Annotated in this window: 22 protein-coding genes; 15 read left to right on the forward strand and 7 right to left on the reverse strand. The window is 67.1% G+C overall.

Going from position 1 to position 22,452, the window contains the following annotated elements:
* Entirely contained in the window at positions 1–1,077 is a 1,077-nt protein-coding gene (locus D6C00_RS12385) for a sensor histidine kinase (protein ID WP_125181987.1), read from the forward strand.
* 33 nt (positions 1,078–1,110) lie between these two features.
* On the opposite strand, the gene D6C00_RS15495 is transcribed toward D6C00_RS12385, so the two are convergent.
* The 5 genes from D6C00_RS15495 to D6C00_RS12405 form a co-directional block, all read right to left on the reverse strand.
* A complete protein-coding gene (locus D6C00_RS15495) occupies positions 1,111–1,284 on the reverse strand; it encodes a hypothetical protein (protein WP_158675410.1) in 174 nt (57 codons plus the stop codon).
* 188 nt (positions 1,285–1,472) lie between these two features.
* Positions 1,473–2,057: a BON domain-containing protein gene (locus D6C00_RS12390; protein WP_125181988.1), complete on the reverse strand. Its 585-nt coding sequence runs from the start codon at positions 2,055–2,057 to the stop codon at positions 1,473–1,475.
* 2 nt (positions 2,058–2,059) lie between these two features.
* Entirely contained in the window at positions 2,060–2,656 is a 597-nt protein-coding gene (locus D6C00_RS12395) for an SIS domain-containing protein (RefSeq protein ID WP_125181989.1), read from the reverse strand.
* 20 nt (positions 2,657–2,676) lie between these two features.
* Positions 2,677–3,009 (reverse strand): YraN family protein, encoded by a 333-nt coding sequence (locus tag D6C00_RS12400; protein ID WP_158675411.1) that lies wholly within the window; start codon positions 3,007–3,009, stop codon positions 2,677–2,679.
* Positions 2,963–5,023 (reverse strand): penicillin-binding protein activator, encoded by a 2,061-nt coding sequence (locus D6C00_RS12405; RefSeq protein ID WP_158675412.1) that lies wholly within the window; start codon positions 5,021–5,023, stop codon positions 2,963–2,965. Before D6C00_RS12405 ends, D6C00_RS12400 begins: the two co-directional genes overlap by 47 nt.
* An 89-nt stretch (positions 5,024–5,112) precedes the next feature.
* Between D6C00_RS12405 and rsmI the strand changes: the two genes are divergently transcribed.
* The gene (rsmI, locus tag D6C00_RS12410) at positions 5,113–5,958 is read left to right on the forward strand and encodes a 16S rRNA (cytidine(1402)-2'-O)-methyltransferase (RefSeq protein ID WP_125181992.1); all 846 of its coding nucleotides are present in this window, start codon (positions 5,113–5,115) and stop codon (positions 5,956–5,958) included.
* Between the two features lie 175 nt (positions 5,959–6,133).
* On the opposite strand, the gene trhP is transcribed toward rsmI, so the two are convergent.
* Positions 6,134–7,444, reverse strand: coding sequence for a prephenate-dependent tRNA uridine(34) hydroxylase TrhP (gene trhP / locus D6C00_RS12415; RefSeq protein WP_125181993.1), 1,311 nt, complete (start codon positions 7,442–7,444; stop codon positions 6,134–6,136).
* A gap of 331 nt (positions 7,445–7,775) precedes the next feature.
* Positions 7,776–8,837 carry a tRNA epoxyqueuosine(34) reductase QueG gene (gene queG / locus D6C00_RS12420; protein WP_125181994.1) on the reverse strand — a complete coding sequence of 354 codons (1,062 nt, stop codon included), beginning with the start codon at positions 8,835–8,837 and terminating at the stop codon, positions 7,776–7,778.
* A gap of 188 nt (positions 8,838–9,025) precedes the next feature.
* Between queG and D6C00_RS12425 the strand changes: the two genes are divergently transcribed.
* The 13 genes from D6C00_RS12425 (at position 9,026) to D6C00_RS12480 (ending at position 22,378) form a co-directional block, all read left to right on the forward strand.
* Positions 9,026–10,537 (forward strand): NAD(P)H-hydrate dehydratase, encoded by a 1,512-nt coding sequence (locus D6C00_RS12425; RefSeq protein WP_125181995.1) that lies wholly within the window; start codon positions 9,026–9,028, stop codon positions 10,535–10,537.
* Complete coding sequence (gene tsaE / locus D6C00_RS12430; RefSeq protein ID WP_125181996.1) at positions 10,521–10,988, forward strand: tRNA (adenosine(37)-N6)-threonylcarbamoyltransferase complex ATPase subunit type 1 TsaE; 468 nt, start codon at positions 10,521–10,523, stop codon at positions 10,986–10,988. Before D6C00_RS12425 ends, tsaE begins: the two co-directional genes overlap by 17 nt.
* Before the next feature lie 140 nt (positions 10,989–11,128).
* On the forward strand, positions 11,129–12,436 hold the full coding sequence (locus tag D6C00_RS12435) for an N-acetylmuramoyl-L-alanine amidase (protein ID WP_125181997.1): 1,308 nt from the start codon (positions 11,129–11,131) through the stop codon (positions 12,434–12,436).
* Between the two features lie 320 nt (positions 12,437–12,756).
* On the forward strand, positions 12,757–14,553 hold the full coding sequence (gene mutL, locus D6C00_RS12440) for a DNA mismatch repair endonuclease MutL (RefSeq protein WP_125181998.1): 1,797 nt from the start codon (positions 12,757–12,759) through the stop codon (positions 14,551–14,553).
* A gap of 7 nt (positions 14,554–14,560) precedes the next feature.
* On the forward strand, positions 14,561–15,508 hold the full coding sequence (gene miaA, locus D6C00_RS12445) for a tRNA (adenosine(37)-N6)-dimethylallyltransferase MiaA (protein WP_125181999.1): 948 nt from the start codon (positions 14,561–14,563) through the stop codon (positions 15,506–15,508).
* A gap of 184 nt (positions 15,509–15,692) precedes the next feature.
* Positions 15,693–15,965 carry an RNA chaperone Hfq gene (gene hfq, locus D6C00_RS12450; RefSeq protein ID WP_125182000.1) on the forward strand — a complete coding sequence of 91 codons (273 nt, stop codon included), beginning with the start codon at positions 15,693–15,695 and terminating at the stop codon, positions 15,963–15,965.
* 29 nt (positions 15,966–15,994) lie between these two features.
* A complete protein-coding gene (hflX, locus tag D6C00_RS12455) occupies positions 15,995–17,314 on the forward strand; it encodes a ribosome rescue GTPase HflX (protein WP_125182001.1) in 1,320 nt (439 codons plus the stop codon).
* A gap of 148 nt (positions 17,315–17,462) precedes the next feature.
* The gene (hflK, locus tag D6C00_RS12460; RefSeq protein ID WP_206609563.1) at positions 17,463–18,323 is read left to right on the forward strand and encodes an FtsH protease activity modulator HflK; all 861 of its coding nucleotides are present in this window, start codon (positions 17,463–17,465) and stop codon (positions 18,321–18,323) included.
* Positions 18,324–18,387: 64 nt separating this feature from the next.
* Positions 18,388–18,609, forward strand: coding sequence for a hypothetical protein (locus tag D6C00_RS15825; protein ID WP_206609564.1), 222 nt, complete (start codon positions 18,388–18,390; stop codon positions 18,607–18,609).
* An 8-nt stretch (positions 18,610–18,617) separates the two neighbouring features.
* The gene (gene hflC / locus D6C00_RS12465) at positions 18,618–19,481 is read left to right on the forward strand and encodes a protease modulator HflC (protein ID WP_125182002.1); all 864 of its coding nucleotides are present in this window, start codon (positions 18,618–18,620) and stop codon (positions 19,479–19,481) included.
* A gap of 64 nt (positions 19,482–19,545) precedes the next feature.
* On the forward strand, positions 19,546–19,731 hold the full coding sequence (locus tag D6C00_RS12470) for a DUF2065 domain-containing protein (protein ID WP_125182003.1): 186 nt from the start codon (positions 19,546–19,548) through the stop codon (positions 19,729–19,731).
* Positions 19,732–19,745: 14 nt separating this feature from the next.
* On the forward strand, positions 19,746–20,924 hold the full coding sequence (locus D6C00_RS12475; protein WP_125182004.1) for an ATP phosphoribosyltransferase regulatory subunit: 1,179 nt from the start codon (positions 19,746–19,748) through the stop codon (positions 20,922–20,924).
* A 140-nt stretch (positions 20,925–21,064) separates the two neighbouring features.
* On the forward strand, positions 21,065–22,378 hold the full coding sequence (locus tag D6C00_RS12480; RefSeq protein WP_125182005.1) for an adenylosuccinate synthase: 1,314 nt from the start codon (positions 21,065–21,067) through the stop codon (positions 22,376–22,378).
* Positions 22,379–22,452: the final 74 nt, after the last annotated feature.

The raw sequence follows: 22,452 nt of genomic DNA on the forward strand, positions 1-22,452 counted from the left end.
TTGGAACCGGATTTCGCCTTCAAGGACATCATCGCCAATGCCAACGATATCGTGATCGTGACCGAAGCCGATCCGCTGGACGATCCCGGACCGCGTATCGTCTACGTGAATCCCGCTTTCACCGCGCTGACCGAGTACACACCGGAAGAGGTGCTGGGCAAGTCGCCGCGCATCCTGCAGGGACCGGACACGGACCCTGCCACACTGCGCCGCATCAGCGCGGCGCTGCACCGGCGTGAGCCGGTGCGCGAGGAGATACTCAACTACAGCAAGTCCGGACGTGAATACTGGCTGGACATGAACATCGTGCCCCTGATCGATAGCGACGGCGGGATGCGCTATTTCGCCGCCATCGAGCGTGACCTGACCGAGCGGGTGGCGGCCGAGACCATGAAGGATGAGTTCATCTCCACCGTCAGTCATGAGCTGCGCACCCCGCTCACCGCCCTGCGCGGCGCGCTCGGCATGCTGAATCCGAGGCTGGTGCCGGAGTTGACACCGCCGGCGCTGGAACTGGTCGACATCGCCCAGCGCAACTGCGCCCGGCTGCTGTTCCTGATCAATGATCTGCTGGATATGGAAAAGCTGAGCTCCGGCGGCCTGTCGTGCAACCTGACCCCGCTGGCCATGGCCGATGTGATCCGCACGGCGCTGGATATCAACGCCCCCTATGCCGGGCGTCATGCCGCGCAGCTGGTGTTCACGCCGCCGGGTGAGCCCCTGTACGTGCAGGGTGATGAACAGCGTCTGCTGCAGGTGCTGGGCAACCTGCTGGCCAATGCCGCGCGCTTCTCGCCGGAGGGCGGCGAGGTGAGGGTTGAATTACAGCCCCGGGACGGGCGGGTGCGGGTGAGCGTGTGTGACACCGGCGAGGGCGTGCCCGAGGCCTTCGTGCCCCGGTTGTTCCAGAAGTTCGCCCAGGCCCCGCCCCGGCCGGGCGAGAGCCGCGGCGGGACCGGTCTGGGGCTGGCGATCTCGCGCGCCATCATCGACCAGCACGGCGGTGAGATCGGCTATGTCCCGAACCGGCCGAAGGGCAGTTGCTTTTATTTCACCCTGCCGCGCGTCGCGGGCTGAGCGCCGGCCCTGTTGTAGTTCTGACTCAGGACACTAGAGCAGCCGCCGGCCGCAGCGGGCGCACTCGCGCTTGACCGCGATCAGGCTCCAGATGGTAATGGCGATCGCGGGCAGCAGAAAGAACGGCCAGTAGCCGTGACTGAGGAAGGCGACCGGAACCAGCCAGACCAGGAGGGTGACGGGGATCATCCAGAGGTTTTTCAACACGGGCCGATCGGTGTGCCCGCAGTAGGCGCATTTGTGCGGATGCATTGTCGTTGTTATAGCGAGGCCACTGCGGACTTCGGCCTGTTAGCGTGGCGCGGCGAACCCTGGCCGCTGTGACGGACGGCCGGATCCCCCTCCCTTGTTCGATAGTCGAGATTGCCACGCCGCGGCGGCGGCCGCAAGCCGTATCAGTCGATGTACTCGAACAGCTTCACCACCCGCTGTACGCCGCCCACGCTGCGCGCTTCCTGGGCTACCGCATCCCCCTCGCGCCGGGTCAGCAGCCCCATCAGATAGACGGTGCCGTTTTCGGTGACCACCTTGACCCGGGTCGGGTCGAAGCCTTCCAGCCCCTTGATCCGGAACAGGCTGGTCTTGACCTTGCCGGTGATCAGGGTGTCGCTGGAGCGGGTCATCATGGAGCTGGGCGCGGCCACGCTCAGCTCGTTGTAGACCCGCCTGACCTTCTCGACATTGCCGACGATCTCCCCGGCGCGCTGCTTGTACGCCTCGGTGGGCGTCTCGCCCGACATCAGCACCATCATGTTGTAGCTGGTGACGTTGATGTGCGACTGCTTGTACAGATCCTCGTGCTTGCGCAGGGCGCTCAGGGCCTTGAGCTCGATGGACTGGTCCTCGAGCACGGTGCCGGCGGTGCGGCGGTCATGAACCATTGCCACTCCGGTGGCGGTGCCGCCCACCACCAGCGGGGCGCAGCCGTTGAGGATGCCGAGGGCGGCAATAATGATGAATAGTGATTTGAGGGCGTGCATGGTCAGGTCTCCTGTCCCAGTAGCTGGTAATCGATTAGATCGCACAGACAATGTATGACCAGGACCTGGACTTCGCGGATGCGCGCGGCGGAGGCCGCCGGTACCCGGATTTCCACGTCCTGGTTGATGAGCAGATCCGCCAGCTCGCCGCTGTCGACGCCGCCGGTCAGCGCCACCACCGTCATGTCGCGGTCGTGGGCAGCCTGTACGGCCTGCAGGATGCCGGCCGGCGCATTGCCGGTGGCGATCGCCAGCAGTATATCCCCGGGCGCCCCCAGTGCCGTGACCTGACGGGCAAAAACGGCCTCGTAGCCGGAATCCTCGGCAATGGCGGTCAGGGCGGCCCCGTCCGTGTTCAGCGCAATGGCGGGCAGCCCCGGTCGTGCCAGCTCGAAGCGGCTGAGCATGGCCGCGGCGAAACGCTGGGCCTCGGCCGCCGAGGCGCCGCTGCCGCAGGCGAGGATCTTGTGCTCCTCCAGCAGTGCCCTGAGCGTCACTTCGGCGGCATGGGCGATGCCGGGGGCAACCGCCTCCATGGCGTTCTGCTTGGCGTGAATGCTGTCGTTGAACTGCTGGGTGATGCGGGCAAAGAGATTCATTGTTTTTCGTATGTGTGTCGTCAGCCGTCATCGGCGGAAAAGGCGTCGCGCATCCAGTTGACCTGCAAACCAGCGGCGAGTTCCCCGTGCACGCCGACCACATCGAACCGCAGCGGGCGTTCGGCCAGGCGCGGATGCGTGAGCAGAAAGTGCATGGCGCTGCGGATGATATGCCGACGCTTGCGCCGGTCAATGGTATCAAAGCCGTGGCCGAAGCGCGTGCTGCGGCGGTAGCGTACCTCGATGAAGGCCAGGGTGCCGCCATCGAGCATGATCAGGTCGATCTCGCCCGCGCGGCAGTGGTAGTTACGGCTGACCGGTTTCAGCCCCCGTTGCTGCAGGTAGCGGAGCACGTGGCGCTCCACCGCCTGGCCGCGGGCCCGGGTATGGTTCGGTGTTCGCTGCATTGGACTCGTCCCTGAGTGGCAATGAGATCTCATCGGTCGCGCCGGTGTCCGGGCCCGGCTCGGGAAAGACGGGCGCCAGCGCCACCGGCGCGCCGTCCTGCATGCGGGCCCAGGCCAGGTCGCGGTGAATGCGGCCGGCGCCGTCCAGGCTCAGGCCACCGCTGGCGCCGGCGTGCGGGCCGGCCAGGCCGCCGGCGTGAGGCGCGGAAAGATAGGCCAGCAGATGCAGGGCATCATGGCCGAAGGCGTAGAGGCGCGGATACTGGCGGGTGGAGTCGGGCCAGAGTCGTTGCGTGGTCTCGCGCAGCGCCTGGAAGGCCGGATCGAGCAGCCAGGGGGCGTCACAGAACCGGATGCCGTTCATGTCCTGGTCGCGGTCCCGGTCGATGTGGCCCTCGTAGCTGTGCGAGGTGCTGTAGAGCGCCAGGTCGCTGGCGTGGTGGAAGCGGAACAGGGGCTGCAGCAGGCGGGCGGTCTCGGGCCGGGCCAGCATGAAGACGAACTCGGCATCCTGGCGGCGCCGGGGCTCGAATTCCACCTGCCGCCCGAGCAGGCGCACCAGCCGGGTACGGCGGGCCTGGCTGGCATCCAGGTTGAGCAGGGTACGGACCTGGTCGGACAGGGCGCGGGCCTCACGGCCATAGTACTTCACTTCCAGCAGTTCGCCGCCCAGCGTCTCCCAGCGTTCCAGGAAGGCGGAAAACACCCGTTCACCCCAGGCGCCTTCCGGCACCAGCGCAAGCGCCCGGGTCCTGCCGCTGTGATAGGCGCGCTCAGCCACCTGCCGGGCCTCGTCCTCGGGGGCCAGGCTGAACTGGTACAGGTTGGCGGGCAGCTCGCCCGCGGGGGTTTCCGGCAGCCAGTTCAGGGCCAGCACCGGGACGTCGAGGCGTCCGGCACGGGCCAGCTGGGCGACCGAATCCTTGCTCAAGGGACCGATCACGAACTGCGCGCCTTCGCGGATGGCCTGCTGGTACAGCGACCAGGCACGCCCCGGATCCTCGCCGATGTCATAGAAGCGCAGCGCCGGCCGCGGGCCTTCGAGCTCCAGGTTGTAGTGGGCGGTGAGCAGGCCGTTGCGGATGGCCTCGCCGGCCTCGGCGAGCCGACCCGAGAGCGGCAGGATGACGCCCACCTGTTCGGGGTAGCGGCCGCGCTCGGCGAGCCGGGTGCGCAGGTTGTCCAGGGTGGGATCCAGTACCGGGTGACGCGGATTGCGGTCACGCCAGTCGCTCAGGGCCTGTTCCAGCGCCATGGGGGCGGTGGCATGCTCGCGTGCCAGCTGCACCAGTTCCACCCAGCCGCCGAGCACCGGGCCCCCGTCCGGACGCAGCGCGGCCAGTGCCTGGGGATTGAGGTGGGACAGGGCCTCGATAATGGCCTGCTGGTTGGCCTCGCGCTCAGCCGGCGCCTCGAGCAGACCGTCCAGCCAGATGTGTTCACGCGCGCTCTGCAGGTGCTGGCCCTGGAGGGTATAGGCGCTGGCCCGCAGCCGGTGATAGCGCTGCTGGGCGCTCAGGGCGGCGGCATCGGGCGGGGCCTGGCGCAGCTGCTCCAGGGCCGCGGCGGCGTCGTTGCGGGCCAGCGCCAGGGCGGCACGACGCAGGTCCAGGCGAAATCCGGTCACCGGATCGGGCGGCAGGGTGGCGAGATTATCCAGCAGCAGCTCGGCCTGCTCCAGTTCACCGGTCTCGATCAGGATGTCCGCAGCCTGCAGCCGGTAATCCAGAGCCCGGTCGGCCGGGGCGGTTTCGGCGGCCTGCAGGTATAGCCGTACCGCCCCGGCCGCATCGCCCGCCTCGAGACGGGCCTCGGCCGCCGGCAGCTGTGCCGGCGCCACCACGGGCGCGGGCGCCTCGCGCGGCGGTTGGCCGGCACAGCCGGCAAGTACGGCCAGGGCAGTGAGGACCAGAAGCTGCCGGATCCGGCGGACGGGGGTGGGCCTGGAAAGCAGGGTCACGATGGGTGCGGGCTCCGTTTTTCTTGACCGCTATTGTACCCTGCTTTATTCGGCCGTTCGACTTGACGGCGGCAACCGGGGGGCAGGGAATGGATGCAACAGGTGGTGTGCTGTATGTGGTGGCCACGCCGATCGGCAATCTGGCCGACATGAGCCGGCGGGCGGTCGAGATCCTGCAGTCGGTGGACCTGGTCGCCGCCGAGGATACCCGCCATTCCCTGCCGCTGCTGCAGCACTACGGCATCCGTACCCCCCTGCAGTCCTGTCATGAACACAACGAGGCGCAGGTCAGCCCGCGCCTGGTCGAACAGCTGCGGGCCGGGCGGCGCATCGCTCTGATCTCGGATGCCGGCACACCGCTGGTGAGCGATCCGGGCTTTGCCCTGGTGCGGGCGGCCATCGCGGCGGACATCCCGGTGGTGCCCGTGCCCGGTCCCAGCGCCCTGGTCGCGGCACTGTCGGTGGCCGGCCTGCCCACCGATCGCTTCCGCTTCGAAGGTTTTCTGCCGGCGAAGGCCGGTGCACGCGCTGCACGGCTGACTGCGCTGGCCGGCGAGACCGCCACCCTGGTGTTCTATGAATCCAGCCACCGCATCCAGGCGAGTCTCACCGACATGGCCGCGGCCTTCGGTGGCGAGCGCCCGGCAGTGGTGGCGCGCGAGCTGACCAAGCGCTTCGAGCAGATCGAGCGCGGCAGTCTCGGTCACCTGGCACAGTGGATCGACGCGGACGACAACCGCCGCAAGGGCGAGTTCGTGGTGATGGTCCAGGGAGCCGAGGCTGCGGCGGGCCGGGATGAGGCCGAGATCCGCCGCATTCTCGGGATTCTGCTCAAGCACCTGCCGGTCAAGACGGCCGCGGCAGCCGCCGCCGAGATCACCGGGGAACGCAGGAACGCCCTGTATCAGCTGGCGCTGGAGCTGGGGGAGGGATAGTGGGTCTGGTTTTTATGCCACAAAAATAAACATACCTGATGCCTGCACCTGTCATTGCGAGGAACGAAGTGACGCGGCAATCTCTCACCGACTGATTCCATATTTAAGAGATTGCCGCGCTTCGCTCGCAATGACAGGCATGCTCAGTGTGCAGCCAGGCTGAAATGAAATTGAATTATGTGGGTTCGTCCGTGGATAGTTCCCGCGCGATCAACCCCAGCTCATACTCCCCCGGCTCCAGCGGAATGCGCACCCGGTAGCCGCCGCCCGGGGCTTCCTGCATCGGGTTGCCCCGCGCGTCCTGCATGTCCTGCAGCTGCAGCCGCCGGTTGCCCTGCGGCAGGATCAGTTCCAGCGCGTCACCGACGGCGAACTTGTTCTTGACTGCCACCTCGGCCAGGCCGCTGGCCGGGTCGTAGCCGCTGATCTCACCCACGAACTGCTGGCGCACCTGGTCGGAGCGGCTGCTCAGGTAGTTCTGGTAGTCCTGGTCGGCATGGCGCTGGTAGAAGCCGTCGGTGTAGCCGCGGTTGGCCAGGTTGTCGAGGGTGTTGAGCAGTTCGGGATCGAAGGGCCGGCCGGCGACGGCATCGTCGATGGCGGCGCGGTAGACCTGGGCGGTGCGGGCGACATAGTAGTGCGACTTGGTGCGCCCCTCGATCTTGAGGCTGTCGATGCCGATCGCCACCAGGCGGTGGATGTGCTCGATGGCGCGCAGGTCCTTCGAGTTCATGATGTAGGTGCCGTGCTCATCCTCCTCGATCGGCATCAGCTCGCCGGGGCGTTCCTTCTCCTCAATGAAATGCACCGGCGCATCGTTCAGGCTGATCTCCTTCGGCCGAGCGTCGCCGCTGGCGTCCCGTTCGCCCTCGTGCACCTGGTATTCCCAGCGGCAGGCGTTGGTGCAGGTGCCCTGGTTGGCGTCGCGGTGATTGAAGTAGCCCGACAGCAGGCAGCGCCCGGAGTAGGCGATGCAGAGTGCCCCGTGGACGAACACCTCCAGTTCCATGTCCGGGCACTGCTGGCGAATCTCGGCGACCTCGTCCAGCGACAGTTCGCGTGACAGGATGATGCGCTTGATGCCGAGCTGCTGCCAGAAGCGCACCGCGGCATAGTTCATGGTATTGGCCTGCACCGAGAGATGGATCGGCAGCTCCGGCCAGCGCTCGCGCGCCAGCAGGATCAGGCCCGGGTCGGCCATGATCAGCGCGTCCGGGCCGAGGGCGACCACCGGCTCCATGTCCTTGATGAAGGTCTTTACCTTGCTGTTATGCGGCAGTGCGTTGCTGGCCAGGAAGAACTGCCGGCCAGCGGCGTGGGCGGTCTCGATGCCCTGCTGCAGCCTGTCCAGGCGGCTGAAGTCGTTGTTGCGCACCCGCAGGCTGTAGCGCGGCATGCCGGCATAGACGGCGTCGGCGCCGAAGGCCAGGGCATAGCGCAGGTTGTTCAGGGTGCCGGCCGGGGCCAGCAGTTCGGGGCGGTTCATGGTGATCGCGGCCTGGATGTGTGGGCAGGGGATTCTAGCATCCTGGCTGACCTGGGCGGGAGTAACGCGGAGGGCATTTATGCCCTGTGGGTACAAAGACGCAGAGACGCAGAGGTTTTTCGTGTAACCACAATTTTGTTCTCCCGTCCTTCCCGCGCAGGCGGGAATCCCTGACCGCTGCGGCTGCTGGATCCCGGCCTGCGCCGGGATGACGGGAAATTTCGGGTATATCCGGTTAATTTTGAGTCCGTAGGCCGGGATAAGCGCAGCGTTCCCGGCAAACCGGGCCGATGCCGGAAACGGGCCAGGCGGCCGTTATTCCGGCCTGCGCCTACGTATGTTGCGCCAGTGCCCACGCCACATGCTCGCGCACCAGCTCGGAGGGGTGATCGGCGCGCGCCTGCAGCGCCGCGATTACCCCGGGCGAGGTCGGGGCGTTGCCCAGGGCCACGGCGATGTTGCGCAGCCAGCGCTCGTGCCCGATACGGCGGATGGCGCTGCCCTCGGTGCGGGCGAGGAAGGTGGGCTCGTCCCAGCCGAAGCACTCGATCAGCCCGGCCGTGTCCAGGCCGTGGCGGGGCTGGAAGTCGTCCTCGGCCGTGATGCGGGCGAAACGGTTCCAGGGGCAGACCAGCTGGCAGTCGTCGCAGCCGTAGATGCGGTTGCCCAGCAGCGGGCGCAGCTCGACCGGGATCGGGCCGTGCAGTTCGATGGTGAGATAGGAGATGCACAGGCGGGCGTCGAGCTCGTAGGGCGCCACGATGGCGCCGGTGGGACAGGCGTCGATGCAGCTGCGGCAGGTGCCGCAGTGGTTTTCGGCCGGTGAGTCCACCGGCAGCGGCAGGTCGGTGTAGAGTTCACCGAGAAAGAACCAGGAGCCGGTCTGCTTGTGGATCAGGTTGGTGTGCTTGCCGATCCAGCCCAGCCCGGCCTGCTCGGCCAGGGCCTTCTCCAGCACCGGCGCGCTGTCGGTGAAGGCGCGGTAGCCAAAGGGGCCGGTGACCTGTTCGATGCGCCGTGCCAGTTGCTGCAGCCGCTTGCGCAGCAGCTTGTGATAGTCCCGGCCCAGGGCGTACCGGGAAATGAAGGCCTGCCCGGGCGATTGCAGTACCGTATCGGGATCCGCCGCATCGGGCCAGTAGTTCAGCCGCACCGAGATCACCCGCAGGGTGCCGGGCTCGAGTTCGGCCGGCCGGCTGCGGCGGGTGCCGTGGCGGGCCATGTAGCCCATCTCGCCATGGCGGCCGGCGGCCAGCCAGTTCAGCAGATGCGTCTCGGCATCGGAGAGGTCGGTGCCGGTGATGCCGATCTGGTCGAAACCCAGCTCCGCGCCCCAGGCCTTGATGTCGCGGGCGAGCTGGTCGAGGTCGTTGATGGCGGGTGAGGTGGACATGGAGCACCGAGGGTGGAGGGCAGGATATGCAACCGCTGTGATGATCGTCATGAAGGGCGGAAAAACAATCCCGTCATTGCGAGCGCAGCGTGGCAATCTCATAATGCTGGCTCGGTTGGTTGGAGATTGCCACGGCGCTGCGCGCCTCGCAATGACAGCCTGGTAGTGACGCCGCTGGAATCCCTTGCATGAAACCGCAAACCGGTTGTGAACCTTTGTACAGCGCCGCCCAGGTGCGCGAACTGGACCGTATCGCCATCGAGGTCCGCGGCGTGCCCGGCTATGAACTGATGACGCGGGCCGGCGCGGCCGCCTTTGCGGCCCTGCGCCGGCACTGGCCGGAGGCGCGGCGGGTGCATGTGCTGTGCGGCGCCGGCAACAATGCCGGCGATGGCTATGTGCTGGCACGGCTGGCGCGGGCGGAGGGGTGGTATGCGAGCGTGGGCTGGCTGGCTGCTCCCGAGCGACTGCAGGGCGATGCCCGCACGGCCTGGGAGGATGCGGTCGAGGCCGGGGTGACGGTCGCGCCCTTCGACGCCGGGCGGCTCACTGCCTGTGAGGTCATCGTCGACGGCCTGCTCGGGACCGGACTGCAGCGCGGGGTTGAAGACGACTGGGCCGCGGCCATCGCGGCGGTCAATGCCAGCGGAGTGCCGGTGCTGGCCCTGGATATCCCTTCGGGCCTGGCCGCCGACACCGGCCGGGTGCTGGGCACGGCGATCCGGGCTGCGCTGACCGTGACCTTCATCGGCCGCAAGGTCGGGCTCTATACCGGCCAGGCCGCGGATCATGTCGGTGAAGTGGTGTTTGCCGGGCTGGAGCTGCCGGCCGATCTCGCCGCGGATATGTCGCCCCGGTCCTGGCTGGCCGGGCCCGATTACGCCGCGGCCCGGCTGGCGCCGCGCCCGCGCACGGCGCACAAGGGGGCCTTCGGCCATGTGCTGATCGTCGGCGGCCAGCCGGGCATGGGCGGGGCGGTGCGGCTGGCCGGCGAGGCCGCGGCCCGGGTCGGGGCCGGGCTGGTCAGTATCGCCACCGATCCCGGCCAGGTGCCGGGCGTGCTGGCCGGGCGGCCCGAGCTCATGGTCGCCGGCGTGACCGGGCCGCAGGAACTGGAGCCGCTGCTGGCGCGGGCCACTGTCATCGCCCTGGGGCCGGGACTGGGGCAGGGGCGCTGGAGCCGCGCCCTGTTCGAACGTCTGCTGCGGAGCGAACTGCCGCTGGTGCTGGATGCCGATGCCCTGAACCTGCTGGCGGATGCACCCTTGCGGCGTGACGACTGGATTCTCACCCCGCACCCCGGGGAAGCCGCGCGCCTGCTGGGCTGCACCACGGCCGAGGTCGAGGCCGACCGGGCGGCGGCGGTGTGCCGCCTGCAGGAGCGTTATGGCGGCGTGGCGGTGCTCAAGGGCGCGGGCAGCCTGGTCTGCGCCGGCGACGGCCTGTGGCTGGTCCCGGGCGGTAACCCGGGCATGGCCAGCGGCGGCATGGGCGATGTGTTGACCGGCATGATCGCCGGCCTGCGGGCGCAGGGACTGGCGGCGGCCGAGGCCGCGGTCACGGCCGTGTGGCTGCATGCGGCGGCCGGCGACCGGGCCGCCCGCGCCGGTGAGCGCGGTCTGCTGGCCGGCGACCTGCTGGCCGAGCTGCGCGGCCTGGTCAATCCCGCGCAGGGCACGGCGCATGACCCGCACGCTTGAGCTGGCCGGCGAGGCTGCCATGGAGGCCTTCGGCGCGCGCCTGGCCCGGTTGCTGCCGGTCGGACTGCGCATCCATCTGCAGGGCGATCTGGGGGCCGGCAAGACTACCCTGGTGCGCGGGTTCCTGCGCGGGCTGGGTTATGCCGGACGGGTGAAAAGCCCGACCTACACTCTGATCGAACCCTATTGGATCGACGGGCGTCAGCTCTATCACCTGGACCTGTACCGCCTGGCCGATCCCGAAGAGCTGGAATTCCTCGGTATCCGCGACCTGTTCGAGCCGGGCGTGACCAGTCTGATCGAGTGGCCGGAGCGCGGCGCCGGACTGCTGCCGCCGCCCGACCTGCTGATCCGTATCGAGCACCTGCCCGAGGGTCGGCGACTGTCGCTGGAGCGGGGTCCGGAACCGCTCCCGGAGCTGGATGCTGCGCTTGATGCGGCCATGAATTAGACCGCTTTCACAGAAGTGTTTCATATCCTCCCGATAAGGAAAGAAAAACGCTTGAATTTGATGCGCGCTCCGGCTACATTCGGAGCATTGCCTCATTGGCATCCGATCCGACCGGCCCCGGGAGAGGCAGCAACATGCGGATGAAAAGGCGTTTCGGGCTTCTGTTACTGGGCTGGCTCACCTCCCTGTGGGCCGTTGCCGCCGAGGTGACGCAGGTGCGCGTATGGGCGGACGCCGAGCGTACCCGCCTGGTGCTGGATCTGGATGCCCCGGTCGAACACGAGCTGTTCACCCTGAGCGGTCCCGAACGGGTGGTCGTTGACCTGGAAGGTACCCGGTTGTCGGCGGACAAGCTCGAACGCGCCACCAGCGGGCCGATCCGCAACCTGCGCCACGGGGTGCGCAACGGCCGCGATCTGCGCCTGGTGCTGGATCTGAGCGGACCGGTCAAGGCCAGGAGTTTTCTGCTCAAGCCCGACCAGGAATCCGGCCATCGGCTGGTGGTGGACCTGGAAACCTCCGGCCAGGCGCGGCGCGCGCCCGAACGCCCGGTCAAGTCGGTGGACCAGATCCGCAGTCCACGGGATCTGGTCATCGCCATCGACCCCGGCCATGGCGGCAAGGACCCGGGGGCGCGCGGTACCCACGGCACCCATGAAAAACAGGTGGTGCTGGAAATCGCCCGGCGGCTGGCCCGGCATGTCAACCAGGAACCCGGCATGCGCGCGGTGCTGACCCGCGACGGCGACCGCTTCCTGTCGCTGCGCCAGCGCATGGACATTGCCCGCAAGCACGACGCCGACCTGTTCGTCTCCGTCCATGCCGATGCCTTCCGTGACCGCCGGGTGCAGGGCTCATCGGTGTATGTGCTGTCGCGGCGCGGCGCCAGTTCCGAGATGGCCCGCATCCTGGCCCAGTCGGAGAACGCCGCCGATCTGGCCGGGGGGGTGAGCCTCAACGACAAGGACGAACTGCTGCGCTCGGTGATCCTGGACCTGTCGCAGTCGGCCAGCATCGAGGCCAGCCTGGAGGTGGCGGACAATGTGCTGCAGGGGCTGCAGCAGGTCGGCAAGGTACACAAGGATCATGTCCAGCAGGCCGGCTTCGTGGTGCTGAAGTCCCCGGATATCCCCTCCATCCTGGTCGAGACCGCCTTCATCTCCAACCCGGGCGAGGAGCGCAAGCTCAAACAGGCCGGACACCAGGAAAAGCTGGCCCGGGCCATGCTCGCCGGCATCCGCAATTATTTCTATTCCAACCCCCCGCCCGGCACCTATGTCGCCCTGCACAATCCGCGCGAATACGTGATCCGGCGCGGCGACACCCTGAGCGAGATCGCCAGCCGTTACAACGTCAGTCTGCGGGCGCTGCGCGCGACCAATGGCCTGAATGGCGACCGGCTCTACGTCGGTCAGACCCTGCGCATTCCCGAGGCCGGGGAGGGCTGAGACCCGGCCCGCTCTGCACGGATCGGCCCGGTGTAGATATAGCCACGAAATCCACCAAACCCACGAAAACAAGTGATATGGCATTGCCCTGGCGCTGCGCGCCGGTCAATGCAGAAACATCGGGGAAGCCCTGATCAGTCCGTCATGCCGGCGCAGGCCGGCATCCATATGGCTGATTCCCCTGGATCCCGGCCTGCGCCGGGATGACGCAAAGGAAGATGATCAGGGTTTGCTCAGGAAATTTTCGTGGGTTTGGTGGGTTTCGTGGCTATCGTATCGATCAATTACGGGTCATGCCGCGGCTCTGATAAACTGGCGGCATGTCCATCCGCCTGCTGCCCCCGCAACTGATCAACCAGATCGCCGCCGGCGAGGTGGTGGAGCGGCCGGCGTCGGTGATCAAGGAACTGCTGGAGAACAGCCTGGATGCCGGCGCCCGCCAGATCGAGATCGACGTGGAGCAGGGCGGTAAGCGCCTGCTCCGGGTGCGCGACGACGGCACCGGCATCCCGCGCGACGAGCTGGCCCTGGCCCTGTCGCGGCATGCCACCAGCAAGATCGCCAGCCTGGAGGAGCTCGAGCAGGTGGCCTCCCTGGGGTTTCGCGGCGAGGCCCTGCCCAGCATCGCCTCGGTCTCGCGCCTGAGCCTGAGTTCGCGCGCCCTGGATGCCGATACCGGCTGGACCGTCGAGGCCGACGGCTCCGAGCGGATCGAGGCGCCGCGCCCGGCGGCCCACCCGGTCGGCACCAGCGTCGAGGTGCGCGAACTGTTCTTCAACACCCCGGCCCGGCGCAAGTTCCTGCGCACCGACACCACCGAGTACAAGCACATCGAGGACGTGGTGCGGCGCCTGGCCATGAGCCGGTTCTCGGTCGGTCTGACCCTGCGTCACAATCGCAAACAGGTGTTCCGGCTGCCGCCGGCCGGCACGCAGGAGGAAGCCGCCCGGCGCCTGGCGCGGCTGTGCGGGGCGCCCTTCGTCGACCACAGCCTGTATGTCAGCCAGCAGACCGGTGAGCTGCGTCTCAGCGGCTGGGTCGGTCTGCCGACCTTCTCCCGCAGCCAGGCCGACCTGCAGTATTTCTTCGTCAACGGCCGCATGGTGCGCGACAAGCTGATCACCCACGCCGTGCGCCAGGCCTACCAGGACGTGCTCTACCACGGCCGCCATCCGGCCTATGTCCTCTACTTCGAACTGGATCCGGCGCTGGTGGACGTGAACGTGCATCCGGCCAAGTCCGAGGTGCGCTTCCGTGACAGCCGCGCCATCCACGGTTTCATCTTCCAGGCCCTGCACCAGGCGCTGGCCGGGGTGCGGCCGGGGCAGGGACAGCCCGGCGAGGCCGCATTCGCCGCCCCCGCCCGTGAACCCGCCGCTCCGTCCCCCGCGCCGACGGCCCGGCATCAGCAGGCCATACCGTTGCAGGCGCTGGAGCAGGTGGCCACCTATGCCGCGCTGCATCCCGCGGCGGCATCCGTGTCCGGGGCCGCTGCCATGCCGGAAACCGTGGCGGATGCGGATGCAGTCGAGACCCCGCCGCTGGGCTACGCCCTGGGCCAGCTGCATGGTATCTACATCCTGTCCCAGAATGCCCGCGGGCTGGTGCTGGTCGACATGCATGCCGCCCACGAGCGCATCACCTACGAACGTCTCAAGACAGCGCACGCCGAGACCGGCATCCGCTCCCAGCCGCTGCTGGTGCCGGTCACGGTCAGCGTGAGCGAGCGCGAGGCCGCGCTGGCCGAGTCCGACCCCGGGGTGTTCCGCGAGCTGGGCTTCGAGGTCGACCGGCTGGGGCCGGAGCAGCTGGTGATCCGCCAGGTGCCCACCCTGCTGGCCGGGGCCGATGCCGCCGCCCTGGTGCGTGATGTGTTGTCCGATCTGCTCGAGCATGGCGTCAGCACCCGGTTGCGCGAGGCCATGAACGACATCCTCTCCACCCTGGCCTGCCATGGCTCGGTGCGCGCCAACCGCCAGCTCACCCTGGCCGAGATGAATGCCCTGCTGCGCGACATGGAGCACACCGAGCGCAGCGGCCAGTGCAACCACGGCCGCCCGACCTGGGTGCAGTTCAGTCTGGCCGAACTCGACCGCCTGTTCCTGCGCGGCCAGTGAAGGGCTGATGGAGCGGAGTTCCGAGCAGCCCGTGGTCTGCCTGATGGGGCCGACCGCCGCCGGCAAGACCGATCTGGCCGTGGCCCTGGTCGAAGCGTTGCCGCTGGAGATCGTCAGTGTCGACTCGGTGATGGTCTACCGCGACATGGATATCGGCAGCGCCAAACCCGATGCCGAGACCCTGCGCCGGGCCCCGCATCATCTGATCGATTTCCTCGACCCGGCCGAGGCCTATTCGGCCGCCCGCTTCGTCGCCGATGCCGAGCGCGCGATGGCCGCCATCCGTGCGCGTGGCCGCATCCCGCTGCTGGTCGGCGGTACCGGGTTGTATTTCCGCGCCCTGGAGCAGGGCCTGGCCCCGATGCCCGAGGCCAGCCCGGAACTGCGCGCGCAACTGGCGGCCGAACTGGCCGAGCGGGGCACGGCCGCCCTGCATGCCCGGCTGGCAGCGGTCGACCCCGAGGCCGCCGCGCGCATCCATCCCAACGACCCCCAGCGCATCCAGCGGGCGCTGGAGGTGCATACCCTGACCGGTCGTCCCCAGAGCGAGTTCCACCGCGAACAGACCGCCCGCCGCGGGTCGGCCTGGCTCAAGCTGGTCATCGCGCCGGAGGCGCGCGGCTGGTTGCACGCGCGCATCGAACGCCGCTTCAACGCCATGCTGGAAGCGGGATTTGTGGACGAGGTGGAACATTTGTACCGCCGTGGTGATCTAAGCTCACAGATGCCGTCAATGCGCGCTGTCGGCTATCGCCAGGTGTGGCAGTATCTGGCGGGGGAATACGATTATGAGGAAATGCGTCTACGGGGCGTGTATGCCACGCGTCAGTATGCCAAGCGTCAGCTGACCTGGCTGCGCGGTGAGCAGGACGCGGTCCGGTTCGCCGCCGGGCAGGCCGGCCACACGTCCCCGGCACGCGCCTGGCTGGCGCGGAAGCTGTCCGGCTGGATTTGAAAAAAGTTAATTTACATATACAGTTACAACTAACTACACCAATTGTGAAATGTCGCCATTATCGCTATGCTTAGGTCTGTATCGAACGCGTGAGAATGCCTCACCCCCGGTGCTCCGGGGCCTCGAAGATAATGAAACAGCACAACAGCCCTGGCTGGCATAATTAGAAAAAAGGAGAATCAAGATGTCGCGTGGTCAATCTTTACAGGAACCCTTTCTCAACACCCTGCGCAAGGAACGGATCCCTGTATCCATCTATCTGGTCAACGGCATCAAGCTGCAGGGCCAGATCGAATCCTTCGACCAGTTTGTCGTGTTGCTCAAGAACAGCGTCAGCCAGATGGTCTACAAGCACGCCATCTCCACCGTGGTGCCGGCCCGTAATGTCCGGCTGACCAGTAACGGTGGCAACGGCGGCCCGGCGGCCGATGAAGGACCCGAGCCCGGGAATGTCTGATCGTTCCAACGCCATGCGGGGTGCGTTCCTTGTTTGAACGCCCCCGTCACGGTGAACGCGCGCTGCTGGTTCATCTTTTCCTTCCCCAGGACAAAGACCAGGAAGATATCGACGAATTCGAGGAACTGGCCCGTTCGGCCGGCGCCGAGGTACTGGCTGTCGTCACCGCCACCCGTTCCAGCCCCCATCCCAAGTATTTCGTCGGCACCGGCAAGGCCGAGGAGATCCGCGAACGGGTCGAGGCCGAGGGGGCCGAACTGGTGCTGTTCAATCACGCCCTCAGTCCCAGCCAGGAACGCAACCTGGAGCAGCTGCTCAAGTGCCGGGTGCTGGATCGCACCGGCCTGATCCTGGACATCTTCGCCCAGCGCGCCCGTTCGCACGAAGGCAAGCTGCAGGTGGAACTGGCCCAGCTGCGGCATCTGTCCACCCGCCTGGTGCGCGGCTGGACCCACCTGGAGCGGCAGAAGGGCGGTATCGGCCTCAGGGGACCGGGCGAGACCCAGCTGGAGACCGACCGCCGTTTGCTCGGCGAGCGCATCAAGCAGCTCAGTCGCCGGCTGGACAAGGTCCAGCGCCAGCGGGCCCAGGGGCGGCGCGCCCGCAGCCGGGCCGAGGTGCCCACGGTATCGCTGGTCGGCTATACCAATGCCGGCAAGTCGACCCTGTTCAATGCCCTGACCACCGCCGAGGTGTATGCCGCCGATCAGCTGTTCGCCACACTCGATCCGACCCTGCGCCGGGTCGAGCTGCCGGGGCTGGGCGAGGCGCTGCTCGCCGACACCGTCGGGTTCATCCGCCATCTGCCGCACGACCTGGTGGCCGCCTTCCGCTCCACCCTGGAGGAGACGCGCGAGGCCGACCTGCTGCTGCACGTGGTGGATGTGCACGACGAGGCCAGCCGGGAGCGGATCGAGGAGGTCGATGCGGTGCTGGCGGAGATCGAGGCCGGCGAGGTGCCGCAGCTGCGGGTCTATAACAAGATCGACCTGGCCGGCCTGGATCCGCAGCTGGAGCGTGACAGCGAGGGCCGACCGCGCGCGGTCCGGGTCTCGGCGCAGACGGGCGCAGGGCTGGACCTGCTGCGCGAGGCCCTGGCCGAACGCCTGAGCAGCGGCATCGCCCGCGGCTGGGTCTGTATCCCGCCCCAGGCCGGCCGCGCCCGGGCGGAGTTCTTTCAGCGCCATGCCGTGCAGCGGGAAGAGACCGACAGTGCCGGTCGGACCTGGTTGCTGATCCAGATGCCGCGCGCCGACTATCAGCGCCTGTGCGCCCGCACCGGGCTGGTGGAGGAATTACACCCGGAAGACACGCGGGATAACCTTGCGACTGTCAGCCATGGCCCATAAAATCAGCGCTTTGTGCTTTCGAATGAAGCGGTCCACCGGCTCGCCCGGTTACGCGCGGGCGCAGCAAGCCAGCATCTAAGCGACTGTTAATGCGGAATAAGCCTACTGTCGGGCGTGAGCCCGGCGACCTGCAACGGAGATAATCGGCATGGCGTGGAACGAACCCGGCGGCGGCAATCGGGACCCCTGGGGCGGACGTGGCAACGACCAGGGTCCGCCCGATCTCGATGAAGTCGTGCGCAAGATGCAGGACAAGTTCGGCGGCCTGTTCGGTGGCCGCAAGGGTTCGGGCGGCGGCGGTGCCGGCCGGGGCACCGGTGGTTTCGGTATCGGGCTGATCATCGGTCTGGCCGTGCTGGTATGGCTGGCCTCCGGCATCTACATCGTCGACGAGGCCGAGCGCGGCGTGGTGCTGCGCTTCGGCGAGTACCAGAAGACGGTCGGCCCCGGTCCGCACTGGCACATTCCCTATCCGGTCGATTCGGTGCTCGAGGTCAATGTGGATGCCCTGCGCACCACCCAGCACAGCGCCCAGATGCTGACCAAGGACGAGAACCTGATGCGGGTCGGTCTGTCGGTGCAGTATCAGGTCAAGAACGCCGAGAACTACCTGTTCAATGTGCGCAATGCCGATTACACCCTCAAGGAGGCGCTGGAAAGCGCCGTGCGCGAGGTGATCGGCTCCAAGACCCTGGATGACATCCTCAGTGAGAGCGGTGGCCGTCTGGTGCTGGTCAACGAGACCCAGGAACACATGCAGAACCTGCTGGACCGATACGGCGCCGGGCTGCAGGTGGTCAAGGCCAACCTGGAAAGCGCCCAGCCGCCGCAGGAGGTGCAGGGCGCGTTCGAGGATGCCATCAAGGCGCGCGAGGATCAGGACCGGCTGAAGAAACGCGCGCGAGGCCTATGCCCGCGACATCATCCCCAAGGCCGAGGGTACCGCCCAGGGCCTGATCGAGGAGGCCGAGGCCTACAAGCAGCAGGTCACCTCTCAGGCACAGGGTGAGACCAGCCGTTTTCTCCAGACCCTGGCCGAGTACAAACTTGCCCCGGACGTGACCCGCAAGCGCATGTACATCGAAAGCATCCAGAACGTGCTGCAGAACACCAGCAAGGTGATGGTGCCGGCCGACCAGGGCAACAACATCATGTACCTGCCGCTGGACCAGCTGCTCCGGCATGCCCCCGGTGCCGCCTCCGGCCAGAACCAGTATGACGTCGATGGCTATCGCCTGCCGTCCTCGTCCGGTCAGAGCGATTCCGGCAACAACAAGCTCAGGGAGGGCAGGTAATGGCTGCCATGCGTTTTCCGCTTCTGATCGTTCTCGTCATCGTCCTGGTGCTCGGCTATCTGTCGCTGTTCACCGTCGACGAGCGCGAGAAGGCCATCATGTTCCGCCTGGGCGAGATCGTGCGTTCCGACTTCGAGCCGGGGTTGCACCTGAAAATGCCCATCATCAACAATGTGCGCAAGTTCGACTCGCGGGTGCTGACCCTGGATTCGCGCCCGGAGCAGATCCTCACCGGCGAGAAGAAGAACGTCCTCGTCGACTATTACGTCAAGTGGCGCATCGAGCAGGTCGAGGAGTACTACCGCTCTTTCGGCGGGCGTGAGTCCGACGCTCTCTCGCGCATGGCTCAGACCATCAAGGACGGCCTGCAGGCCGAACTCGGCAACCGCACCATCCGCGAAGTGGTCTCCGACGAGCGTACTCAGATCATGCGCAATGTTGCCACCAAGGCCGACGAAAAGATGGCCCCGTTCGGCATCGACATCATCGACGTGCGCATCAAGCAGATCGAGCTGCCGGCCAACGTGGCCACCTCGGTGTTCGATCGCATGCGTGCCGAACGCGAGCGCATCGCCAAGGAGCACCGGGCCGAGGGCGAGAAGGCCGCGCGCATCATCCGTGCCCGGGCCGACCGTGAGCGCACCGAGTTGCTGGCCGATGCCCGTCGCCAGGCCGAGGAGCTTCGGGGTACAGGCGATGCCCAGGCCACCCGGATCTATGCCGAGGCATTCTCCCAGGACGAGAGCTTCTTCGACTTCTACCGCAGCATGCAGGCCTATCGCGAGTCCTTCGCCAGCAAACAGGATATCCTGCTGCTGCAACCGGATTCGGAATTCTTCCAGTACTTTTCGGGCAGCGCGCAAGGCCGCTGAGCGGACGGTCCCGGTCGCAGCACCACCGCGCCGGGCCTCTGCCCGGCCGGATGGATGAGCCCCAATGTGGAATGAACTGCTGATCGCGCTGGCGCTGATGCTGGTCATCGAGGGGGTGCTGCCCTTTCTCAGTCCTGACACATTCCGGCGTACACTGGTTACACTTGTGCGCCTGGACGACCGCGGCCTGCGTCTGACCGGGCTGGTGAGCATGCTGATCGGCCTGGCGCTGCTGTACTGGATTCACTGAAAAAGTAGAAACTCATGAGCGCGATCAATCACTGGCTGTTGCCCGAAGGCATCGAGGAGGTCCTGCCCGAGCAGGCCTGGCGCATCGAGCAGCTGCGCCGCTGTCTGTTGGATACCTACCGCAGCTGGGGCTATCAACTGATCATCCCGCCGATGATCGAGTTCCTGGAGTCCCTGCTCACCGGTGCCGGCAACGACCTGGATCTGCAGACCTTCAAACTGATCGACCAGCAGAGTGGACGCATGCTGGGGCTGCGCGCCGACATGACGCCACAGGCCGCCCGCATTGACGCCCATTCGCTCAAGCGCGAGGCGCCGACCCGGTTGTGCTACCTGGGCTCGGTGCTGCACACCCGACCGGACGGCTTCGCCGGTTCGCGTTCGCCGTTGCAGGTCGGCGCCGAGTTGTTCGGCCACGCCGGCATGGAAAGCGACATCGAGATTATCGGCCTGATGCTGGAAACACTGCGTCTGACCGGTATCGAGGAGGTGCACATGGACCTCGGCCACGTGGGTATCTTCCGAGGCCTGGCGCGTGCCGCCGGACTGGGGCCCGACGCTGAGGCCGACCTGTTCGACGTGCTGCAGCGCAAGGCCATCCCCGAGATCGAGGGCCTGCTCGGCGGCATGGATCTGAGCGGGAGCCAGGGCGAGGCCTTCGCCCGGCTGGCCGAACTGCACGGCGGGCGCGAGGTGCTGGAACGCGCGCGGGAACTGTACCGCGACATTGCGCAGGTGCAGGCCGCGCTCGACAATCTGGCTGCCATTGGCGAAACGGTGCATGCGCGCTGGCCGCAGCTGCCGGTCAATTATGATCTGGCCGAGCTGCGCGGTTATGCCTATCAGACCGGCGTGGTATTCGCCGCCTTCACCCCCGGCTGCGGCCAGGAGGTGGCGCGCGGCGGACGCTATGACAAGATCGGCGAGATCTTCGGTCGCGCCCGTCCGGCCACCGGCTTCAGCGCCGATCTGAAAACCCTCATGGCGCTGAGCCGGCTGGAGAGTCCGGCCGCCGGCGCGATCTACGCCCCGGCACAGGACGATGCCGGGCTTGCGGCGCGGGTGCGCGAGCTGCGCGCTCAGGGCGAGCAGGTGATCCAGGGGCTGCCGGGGGAGGCGGGCGATCCGCAGTCCCTGGGCTGCGACCGGCGGCTGGAACTGCGCGACAGTGTCTGGGAAGTCCGGGAATTATAGGAAACGCTGGTTATTTTCTTACCGTCATTCCCGCGAAGGCGGGAATCCAGTGCCCGGCAGAGCAGGCGCACGCTGGATCCCCGCCTTCGCGGGGATGACGCGGTCAAAGTTAAGTACCGTTCAGGGCAGAGAGAAGCAAAATGGGCAAGAACGTCGTTGTTATAGGTACCCAGTGGGGAGACGAGGGCAAGGGCAAGATCGTGGATCTGCTCACCGACCGGGCCGCCGCCGTGGTGCGCTTTCAGGGCGGGCACAACGCCGGCCATACGCTGGTCATCAATGATGAGAAGACGGTGCTGCACCTGATCCCCTCGGGGATCCTGCGCGAGAAGGTCCAGTGCCTGATCGGCAACGGCGTGGTGCTCTCCCCCGATGCCCTGAAGGAGGAGCTCGACATGCTGGAGGCGCGCGGCGTGCCGGCCCGGGAGCGGCTGCGCATCAGCGAGGCCTGCACCCTGATCCTGCCCTATCACATCGCGCTGGATCGCGCCCGCGAACTGGCGCGCGGCAAGAAGGCCATCGGCACCACCGGGCGCGGCATCGGCCCCGCCTACGAGGACAAGATCTCCCGCCGCGGCCTGAAGCTCGGCGAAATCTTCTCCCGCGAGCACCTGGCCGCGCGCCTGGGCGAGGTGATGGATTATCACAACTTCGCCCTGCAGCACTACTTCAAGGTCGAGCCGGTGGATTTCCAGCAGGTGCTGGACCACACCCTGGAGATGGCCGAGTTGCTCAGGCCCATGCTCGGCGACGTGCCCGAGATCCTGGATCAGGTGCGCCGCGACGGCGGCAACATCATGTTCGAGGGTGCCCAGGGCGCGTTGCTCGACATCGATCACGGCACCTATCCCTACGTGACCTCGAGCAACACCACTGCCGGCGGCGCCTGCACCGGCAGCGGGGTAGGGCCGCGCAATATCGACTATGTGCTGGGCATCACCAAGGCCTACACCACCCGCGTCGGTGCCGGTCCCTTCCCGACCGAACTCTACGACGGCGTCGAACTGATGGACGAGACCGGCGCCCACATGGCCCGCCAGGGCCACGAGTTCGGTTCCACCACCGGCCGGCCGCGCCGCTGCGGCTGGTTCGACGCCGTGGCCCTGCGCCGCGCCATCCAGATCAACAGCGTCAGCGGCCTGTGCCTGACCAAGCTGGACGTGCTGGACGGGCTGGATCTGCTGCGCATCTGCGTCGGTTACCGCTATGACGGCGTCGAGCGCCTGACCCCGCCGGTCGGCGCCGAGGCCTACGCCCGCTGCGAGCCCATCTACGAGGACATGCCCGGCTGGAAGGACTCCACCGTCGGCGTACGTGACTTCGATAAGCTGCCGGCCGCCGCCCGCGCCTATATCAAGCGCATCGAGGAAGTGGTGGAAGTGCCGGTGGACATCGTCTCCACCGGGCCGGAGCGTAACCAGAATGTCATCCTGCGCCATCCCTACGATGTATGAAGCGCAGGCATCCGACTATACTTGCTGTCACGGGGATGGCCTGAAGGAGAGAGACAGATCATGATCCGCCTGCT

This window comes from Thiohalobacter thiocyanaticus, assembly GCF_003932505.1.
Classification (GTDB): domain Bacteria; phylum Pseudomonadota; class Gammaproteobacteria; order Thiohalobacterales; family Thiohalobacteraceae; genus Thiohalobacter; species Thiohalobacter thiocyanaticus.